Annotated in this window: 9 protein-coding genes and 1 pseudogene; all 10 read left to right on the top strand. The window is 65.7% G+C overall.

The window, feature by feature from the left end; genetic code table 11:
• The first annotated feature begins 401 nt into the window (after nucleotides 1-401).
• Nucleotides 402-840: pseudogene (locus tag ACLBX9_RS24935) on the top strand (hypothetical protein).
• Nucleotides 841-2,095: 1,255 nt separating this feature from the next.
• A complete protein-coding gene (locus tag ACLBX9_RS24930; protein ID WP_447720826.1) occupies nucleotides 2,096-2,611 on the top strand; it encodes an Hcp family type VI secretion system effector in 516 nt (171 codons plus the stop codon).
• Nucleotides 2,612-2,643: 32 nt separating this feature from the next.
• On the top strand, nucleotides 2,644-3,132 hold the full coding sequence (locus ACLBX9_RS24925; RefSeq protein WP_447720825.1) for a hypothetical protein: 489 nt from the start codon (nucleotides 2,644-2,646) through the stop codon (nucleotides 3,130-3,132).
• A gap of 67 nt (nucleotides 3,133-3,199) precedes the next feature.
• Nucleotides 3,200-5,200 (top strand): type VI secretion system Vgr family protein, encoded by a 2,001-nt coding sequence (locus tag ACLBX9_RS24920; RefSeq protein WP_447720824.1) that lies wholly within the window; start codon nucleotides 3,200-3,202, stop codon nucleotides 5,198-5,200.
• Nucleotides 5,201-5,210: 10 nt separating this feature from the next.
• On the top strand, nucleotides 5,211-6,281 hold the full coding sequence (locus ACLBX9_RS24915; RefSeq protein ID WP_447720823.1) for a DUF2169 family type VI secretion system accessory protein: 1,071 nt from the start codon (nucleotides 5,211-5,213) through the stop codon (nucleotides 6,279-6,281).
• The gene (locus ACLBX9_RS24910) at nucleotides 6,278-7,402 is read left to right on the top strand and encodes a PAAR-like domain-containing protein (protein ID WP_447720822.1); all 1,125 of its coding nucleotides are present in this window, start codon (nucleotides 6,278-6,280) and stop codon (nucleotides 7,400-7,402) included. Before ACLBX9_RS24915 ends, ACLBX9_RS24910 begins: the two co-directional genes overlap by 4 nt.
• Nucleotides 7,403-7,420: 18 nt before the next feature.
• A complete protein-coding gene (locus ACLBX9_RS24905; RefSeq protein ID WP_447720821.1) occupies nucleotides 7,421-7,702 on the top strand; it encodes a GAD-like domain-containing protein in 282 nt (93 codons plus the stop codon).
• Nucleotides 7,678-8,106: a T6SS immunity protein Tdi1 domain-containing protein gene (locus ACLBX9_RS24900; protein ID WP_447720820.1), complete on the top strand. Its 429-nt coding sequence runs from the start codon at nucleotides 7,678-7,680 to the stop codon at nucleotides 8,104-8,106. The genes ACLBX9_RS24905 and ACLBX9_RS24900 overlap by 25 nt, the downstream gene beginning before the upstream one ends.
• 84 nt (nucleotides 8,107-8,190) lie before the next feature.
• Nucleotides 8,191-8,412 (top strand): polymorphic toxin type 15 domain-containing protein, encoded by a 222-nt coding sequence (locus ACLBX9_RS24895; RefSeq protein WP_447720819.1) that lies wholly within the window; start codon nucleotides 8,191-8,193, stop codon nucleotides 8,410-8,412.
• A gap of 18 nt (nucleotides 8,413-8,430) precedes the next feature.
• A partial coding sequence (locus tag ACLBX9_RS24890; RefSeq protein WP_447720818.1) for a GAD-like domain-containing protein occupies nucleotides 8,431-8,623 on the top strand: 193 nt, incomplete at its 3' end.

Here is an 8,623-nt window from a genome sequence, read left to right as displayed (position 1 = left end):
ACACCGGCACGGGGGTGAACACCGGCGGCGGCGCGGCACGGCGCGGAAGGTCGGCCGCCGAGGCGGCAGCGGTCAGGGCGGTAAAGGCGGCCAGCGAGGTGAGGAGCTTGGTCATCTGGGTTGATCCAGGGTTTCGATGTGGCGGTAGAGCTACCGATGTGTGGATCAAATAGCTGTAGTTTTACAGACACACCGCTCGGCGACGTGGCTAGATGATATAGTAAACCGTCTATGAAGATAGGTTATTGGACCGAAATACATCGAGTCATACCCGGAGGAGCGGCACAACATCTCGGCGCCGCTTTGATTGCAGCCTGCCGCCGCGTTGTTCGTGAGGTGCTGCGCAGGGGGCACAGGCCGCGTGAGCCGAGCCTCTACAAGGGACACCACGTCGTCGGGTTCTGCGCCCTGTCAGGCCGATCCGGCCCGAGCGCCGCTTCTTCTACCCGATCGACTGGGCGCAACTCTCGGCTGTGATCCGGTTCGGCCGGGCCAGAGGCTGCTGTGAGGACTGCGGGCGCCCGCACGGGCCGATTGATCTACCACTTTGGTGACGGTCGCTGGTGGGACGTGGAAGCCAGCCGGTGGCGCGATGGGTGGGGCAGACGGATCCGGATCGCACCTAAAGCCGACATCCTCGGCCAGGCTCGCCGCAGACGGGTGGTTCTGGCGGCCGCGCATCGAGACCACGACACCTCGAACAATGCGGACGCCAACCTCGCGGCCTTCTGCCAGCGCTGTCACATGATCCACGACCGGCCGGAGCATCCGAGGCGGCGCTGGCGCACACTGTTCAGGCGGAAGGCGCTCGGCGACCTGTTCGGCGGCCCTTACACCTGACACGCGACCGTGAACCGCTATTGGAAGGCTGTCTGAAGTTTTAACGTAAAAAAGCTAGGCCGCTTCTGGTGCGGCTAAGACATCTACTGCCTGCTGCGCCCATGCGAATGGTTTCAAGTGGCCATGGTACACTGTTATCTCAAGCTGCAGGATTCGTACGCACTCATCAGAGAGATCCTGTAGGATGTCGAAGCCATCCTCATCGAGAGCTGATTTAATCAGAACGCATGGCCTCGCAACCTCGTACTGAACGAAAACCTCTCGCTCCGCGTATGGGTCAAGCGGATCAATGCAATAATGAGCCGGCATCTCGCAGCCTCTACTCAGATGAGGGATGAGGTGATGCACTTAAATTCCGATCATAACAGCCTGATGAAGATTGCGGATCGTCGTGGCTGTAACACGACAGGCGACCTTTCGTCGTCGGGCGATCGCTTTCACGTTCGTCATACCGTCCGGCCGCAAACCCTCAACGCATAGCTCGGCCCGTCCTACCGCCCGCGAGATTTCTCACGGGATCGCTCCAGCCGAGGTCGACCGCTGCACTCCGGCAGCCCTTCTTCGGTCTCGCATCCACAACCTGCCTCTGTGGATCGCCCTTATCAGTGGGGCGCACGCTTTTGGCACCCTATGCTGCCCAGCAGCGCCGGAGCCGCAAATCGGCCTCCCCGCCGGAGCCCCGGCAGCCACTCCCGGCTGATGATCCGGACCACGTTCGGGTCCGACTTCCGGCTGAGGGTCCCCTCGACGTTGTCGAACAACCGGTACGATAGACCATCGTCGATACGTCAGCTTCTGCGGTGCAGGCCGGTCTGCCCGCCAGTCCGCTCCCGGAACCCACCGTCCGGACGGTTCGGCCACTTTCGGCCAAGCACCCTGCTCCCTGTGTTCTCAACGACTTAGCCTTTGCCTGGATCTGGACCAGTTCGAACTGCGTCGATTTCGTCAGGTGCTACAGTCTCTTGGGCCACTTAAAAAGTTCGGCCATTTTTGGCCAAGCCCTCGGCCATTGTTGGCCAAAAATCTCTACGCGTGGTGGATGAAGAAACACACCGCCGCTGCAAGATCAGGTCAGTCGTCTGCAAGATCAGATGCTTGCTCGACGCAGGCATGCAACCCACGCGTCCAAGCACAGTCTGGCACGAACACTGCCATGAGCTCCCGCGCAGCGCCGCAGTCGGCGGGATCATCCCGCCCTCGACCCGGACGATCCGTCGATCGACCCGGGCCGGCCGCAACCGCACCGGGAGAGACCATGCCGACACCTGCCTATATCTCGATCGAGGGCGCCACCCAGGGCAACATCACCCAGGGCGCCTTCACCGAAGCCTCCGTCGGCAACATCTGGCAGGAGGGCCACGAGAACGAGATCCTCGTCCAGGCCATCGACCACCGCGTCACCATCCCGCGTGACCCCCAGTCCGGACAGCCCTCCGGCCAGCGCGTCCACCTGCCGTTCAAGTTCACCGCGCCGCTGAACAAGGCGACCCCGCTGCTCTACAACGCCCTGACCTCGGGCGAGATGCTGACCAAGGTCGAGGTCAAGTGGCTCCGCACCAGCTCGGCCGGCAAGCAGGAGCACTTCTTCACCACACGGCTGATCGACGCGACCATCATCGACATCGACGCCCAGCTGCCGCACTGCCAGGACGCGCGCAACGCCGACTTCACCCAGCTGATCGCCGTGTCCCTGTCCTACCGCCGGATCGAGTGGGAGCACACGGTCGCCAGCACGTCGGGCGCCGACGACTGGCGCAAGCCCAAGGCCTGAGCCGGACGGCCTGAGCGGCGGGGGACGAGCGGATGCGCGCCTCGGGCGGCTCACGCGCCGGATGCCCCGGCGTCCCGCGGGACGAGATGCGCCCGGACGCGGGTGTCCAGGACGAGCCCGTCCCGGACGAACCCCCGCCGCGGCCGATCCCGGCCCGGATGGTCCGGCCGCCCGCCCGGCTGCCGGGGCGGTGGCCGGGCGGGCGCGACCTCACCCGCGACCTCGCCCTGGTGCCGGCCGCCGCGGTCACCGCCCTGGCGATCCAGGTGTTCTCCGTCGACCCGGCCGAGTGGATCGTCGATCTGCCCGAGGCGGCCGCCGTGGCGTTCTGCGCCGTGCCGGACGGGCGCGACGGGATGCCGATCCTCCTGGGCCTGCTCACGCTCGGCCCGGTGCTCGGCCTGATCGGCCTGGCCGGCTTCGGGCGCCCGCACTCCTGGTTCGGCTTGGTCCTGGGCGCAGGGCTCGCCGCCTACTGGCTGCAGCGCTTCGTCCTCCACGTCCCGGCCTGCACCCCCTGAGCCGGCACCCCCCCCCCTCGAGCCGACCCCTGCCGGCCAGGGCCGCCGCCCCCTTCGAGAGATCTCGATGATCGCCCTGCCCGCCGAGATCACCCAGCCGCTGAGCGAGATCGAGCGCGACTTCACCCTCGCGTTCACCGCAGATGGCCTGCCGGAGGCCGATCTCGCGGTCACGGGCTTCCGCCTGGAGGAGGCGATCTCGACCCTGTTCCAGGCCGAGGTCGCGCTGGCCTCGCCCGACCCGGGCCTCGACCTCACCGCCCTGCTCGACACGCCGGCGCGGCTCACCGTGCTCGACCGCTACGGCCCGCCCCGCCACGTCCACGGCGTGCTCGCCCTGGCCGAGCGCGGCGACACCGGCGCGCACCACACGCGCTACTCCGTCCTGCTGATGCCGGCGCTGCACCGCCTGCGCTTTTCCGCCGATTGCCGGATCTTCCAGGCGAAGAGCGTGCCCGAGATCGTCGAGGCGGTGCTCAAGGAGACCGGCGTCAGCGCCTACCGCCTCGCGCTGACCGAACAGCACCCCGCGCGCGAGTACTGCGTGCAGTACCGGGAGACGCACCTCGCCTTCATCGAGCGGCTGCTCGCCGAGGAGGGCATCGCCTACCACTTCGAGCACGAGGCCGGCGCCCACACCCTGGTGCTCACCGACGCCACCAAGCTGGCGCCCGACGCGCCGGGCGCCGAGGCCCTGGAGTACAACGCGCTGCCGGGCGGCACGGTGAAGGGTCCGCATGTCGGCCGGTTCACGTGGCGGGAGGTGGTGGCGCCCTCCGACGTGGTGCAGCGCGACCACTTCTTCCGCAACCCCGTGCACGACTTCGAGGCGCGGGCGCAGGCCTCGGTGCTCAACGGGCTGACGCGCAAGCTGGAGATGTACGACTACCCCGGCCGCTACAAGGCGGACGCGGTGGGCCGGGCGTTCACGCGCTATCGCCTGGAGGGGTATCGCGATGAGGCGAGCCACGGCGAGGGCGCTGGCCGGTGCGCGCGGTTGCTGCCCGGGCACCGGTTCGCGCTCGCCGAGCATCCCGATCGCGCGCTGAACCGGCGGTTCCTGGTGGTGGCGGCCAGCCACGTGGGCAGCCAGCCGGGGGCCGTGGAGGCGGATGCCGGGGACGGGGGCGCGTACCTGACCACGGCGTTCCGGGTGATCCGGCACGACACGCCCTACCGCCCGGACGCGCCCGCCAAGCCGCGGGTGGAGGGCCCGCAGATGGCGATCGTGACGGGTCCGGCGGGGGAGGAGATCCACTGCGACGCGTTCGGGCGGGTGAAGGTGCGCTTCCCCTGGGACCGGTCGGGGAAGGCGGACGACACGGCCTCGTGCTGGATCCGGGTGAGCCAGGGCTGGGCGGGGGCGAGCTGGGGCCAGATGGCGGTGCCGCGGGTGGGCCAGCACGTGATCGTCGACTTCCTGGAGGGCGATCCGGACCAGCCGATCATCACGGGCCGGGCCTACAACGCGCGCGAGCCGGTGCCGTACCCGCTTCCCGCGCACAAGACGCGGATGACGATCAAGTCGAAGACGCACAAGGGCGAGGGGTTCAACGAGCTGCGGTTCGAGGACGAGCAGGGCCGGGAGGAGGTGTTCGTCCACGCGCAGAAGGACATGCGGGTGAAGGTGCGCCACGACCGGCGCAAGCGGGTCGATCACGACCAGTCGGAGAGCATCGGGAACGACAAGGCGATCGATGTCGGCGGCAACCACGTCGAGACGATCGCGCAGAACAAGCAGCTCGCGGTGGCGATGAACATGAACCGCACGGTGGGCCTGACCTCTTCGGAGGAGGTCGGGATGATGAAGAACACCGTTGTCGGGGTCGACCAGACCGTGACGGTGGGGAAGGACGCACAGGTCACGGTCGGCGAGCAGCACGTGATCAACGTCGGCAAGCAGATGCTGATCAACGTCGGCGAGACGTTCCAGCTCAAGGTCGGCAAGGCGACGCTGACCCTGACCAAGGACGGGCACGTCACGCTCACCGGGACCACCCTGACCACCGACTTCTCCGATCAGGTGAAGCACTGGGGCAGGGTGATCGACCTGAACCCCTCGCGCTGAGGGGCGGGCGATGCTGCTGCGCAACGACACGCCGCTGGCGGCGATCGGCTTCGACGACCTGCACCGGGACGGGGCGGTCATGGCGGTGGTCGCCGTGCGGGCGAGCTACGCGCTGACCGCAGAGGGAGCCCTGCGCCTGTACGAGCGGCAGGCGATCGTGCTCACCGACGTCTACGCGGGCGACCCGCACCGAACGCCGCTGCTGCGGGCGAGTGACCTCATCGGCTACAGGCCGCATGCGGACGTGACCCTGCTGGGCAGCGCCCACGCGCCCGACGGCCGGCCCGCGGCCTCCTGGGAGGTGGCGCTCGGCCTCGGGAATGGTCGCGCGAGCCTGCGCGTGCACGGGCCGCGGCGCTGGGAGCCGGAGGGGGCGTCGTGGCGGCTCGGCCCGGCCGAGCCGGTCGCGCGGGTACCGCTCGATTACCGCTTGGCTGCCGGCGGGCGGTTCGTCGGCGATCCGGAGGGCGGGGGAAGCCCGCACAACCCGATCGGTCCGGGGCTGCTGCACCGGGACTGGAGCCCGGCGGGCCGTGCCCTGCGGGCGCCGCAGATCGAGGCGGCGGACGCGCCGGTGACCGACCCGTTCGCGGTGCCGGAGCCGGCCGGGTTCGGTCCGGTGCCGCCGTTCTGGGCGTGGCGGGAACGGCGCTGCGGCACCCGGGACGAGACGTGGCAGCGCGGACGCTGCCCGCAGATGCCGCAGGACTTCGACTACCGCTTCTTCCAGGTGGCGGCGCCGCGGCTGGTGGTCCGGCGGCTGACCGGCGGCACGCGCGTGAGCCTGGACGGGCTGCTGCCGACCGGGCCGCTCGGCTTCCAGCTGCCCGCGTTCGTCCCCGTGGTGCGGCACAGCTGGAACGACGGTCGGGAGGCGCGCGCGGCGCTGACGCTGGACGGGCTGCACCTCGACCTGCGCGCGGAGGCCCCGCCCTGGTCGGTGGACCTGACGTGGCGCGGCTGGATCGCCCGGTGCCCGGCGTATCTGGGCGCGGAGCTCGACGCGGTGCCGGCCGGGCAGGCGGCGGGCTTGCCGGTCTCGGGCGAGCACAGCCTGCGGGATGGGGGAGAGGCCGCATGAGCCTGCCGCGGGAGGGCGCGCGGGTCACGCGCGAGGGGATCGTAGTCTCGACCCCTATGAACTGGGGGCGCTCGCCGCAGGCGATCGTGCCGTATCGGCTCCACACGCAGGGTCAGATCGAGGGGGCCTCCGCGGCGGGGAGTGTGCGTCAGACGGATCAGGCGTCGTACGTCGAGGGCTCGCTGATCAAGGCCTGCTACGGCGACGAGGCGGCGACCGGCGGGGGCGTCCAGTTCGGCACGCAGGGCGCGGAATGCGAGCCGAAGACGTGGTCGAAGACGGTCAAGATCCAGGACCAGGGGGTGGTGCGCCACGACGACGCTTGGTGGATGAACCACAAGGAGACCTGGGGGACGCTGACCTACCTCAAGGACACGCAAAGCTATCCGACACCGGACCGGAAGGAGATCAAGCCCAGAATACATTTTGCCAGTCCGGACGGGACCGATCCCGTCCACTTGGCCTTCTACGAAGGTCCGAAGCTTCTCCCTCGGTTGGCACCGGGCATGGAGCGGTTTCTCGGGCCGCGCGGGTCCTCCGCCGTGCCGAAAGTGCCGCCGCGTTTGGCGCCGAAGCCGGGGCCGGAACCCGGACCGGAGCCGGCCCCTGGACCACGAGGACCAGGAGGGTTCCGTGTTTCAGGGTGCAGGAGCGATTTGATCTGCTTCGAGCGCAAAAACTACGATGAGACAGAATACCGGCGGCAACTAAAGATCCAGCAGGATGGCTTGAACGCTAAAACGGCCTGCCAAAACAAAGATGATATCGCGCGCTTCGACGCGCAGAGTCCGGCCGAAAAGGAGGAGCAACGCAGAAGAGCGGATCGTTATAAAGAAAGATTTTTTGTCCCAAGTTACATGGATAAGCATCCGGGATTCCTAATGGATCGCATGAATGCATTGCATCGAATCGATATGGTCGCGGGCGGGTATGAAGAAGATTTCGCAGATATGGGTATTGATAGAATCAACAAATCCATCGGTGCGGCGTGGCCGGCCGACAGCCGCAAAGGCAAATTGATACGCTATGTGACTGAGATGTGTGTGAAAGGCTGCCGGATGTCAGTGACACTGGACGTCTGCGAGATCGCCCCCGATGGCGATGATCGGATAATCCTTTGACGACGAGGACGAGACGACATGGAAGAGATCGATGCCTTCGCACGCGTGATCAGCGATTTCGGACCGCCGGAGAACGCCAGAAGGGTCCCACCGGACGTGATCGAGTCGTACAAGGACTATCTTCCCCCGTCCATGATCAGCTTCTGGGAAAGATATGGATGGGGCGAGTATAAATCTGGATACTGCCGCATCTGCGATCCGCGGCCTTTTCAACCTCTTGTCAAATCTATGTTCAGGAATGATCCCGAATTCAATCATGAAGTCCAACGGTTATCATGTTTACTGCGCTGTGCGAAATAGATATCTGGAGTCGGAAGGGCTACGGGATTTATATTAACCTGGCCGACTCGCGCGTAACTTCACAAGAGAAAATTGTAAATCCGTCCACTGGAAGACAGTACGGTGAAGCGTTCCTCATCGGAGCCAATATGCATAGCTCAATCTCCGAGGGAGGAATGCAAGATTATTACCTAGAGGCCGTCGAGCGTATCGGAAAGCCAAACCTTGATGAAGTTTTCGGGTTGGTGCCGGCTCTGCAACTTGGCGGCGACCCGTTCCCGGAAAATCTGCAGCGCTTCAAGGCGATGGAGCATCTGGGTTTTCTGGCCCAGATAGAGCCGTTAATCCTTGTCGAAATCACCAAGCCAGAGCCCGGTGCGCCGCTCGGTCGGATGAAAGATGTCAGGCGGATCGGCGCGCAATAAATATATTCGATAGGCAGAATTCTTAGCAGCGCTTCGAGGTGGAGTATGGTGGTATCGAAGTGACTGACCTGAAACATCAATGCATTGCATCGGATCGACATGGTCGCGGGCGGGCATGAAGAAGATTTTGCAGATATCGGTATCGATAGAATCAACAAATCCATCGGTGCGGCGTGGCTGGCGGACAGCCGCAAAGGCAAATCGATACGCTATGTCACGCAGATGTGTGAGAAGGGCTACCGGATGTCTGTGACACTGGACGTCTGCAAGATCGCCCCCGATGACGATGATCAGATAATCCTTTGACGACGAGGACGAGACGACATGGAAGAGATCGATGCCTTCGCACGCGTGATCAGCGATTATGGACCGCCGGAGAACGCCAGAAGGGTCCCACCGGACGTGATCGAGTCGTACAAGGACTATTTTCCCCCGTCCATGATCAGCTTCTGGGAAAGATATGGATGGGGCGAGTATAAATCTGGATACTGCCGCATCTGCGATCCGCGGCCTTTTC

This window comes from Methylobacterium sp. A49B (genome assembly GCF_053346215.1).
Note: the sequence above shows the minus strand (reverse complement) of the source record. Positions and strands in the feature narration are given on the sequence as shown.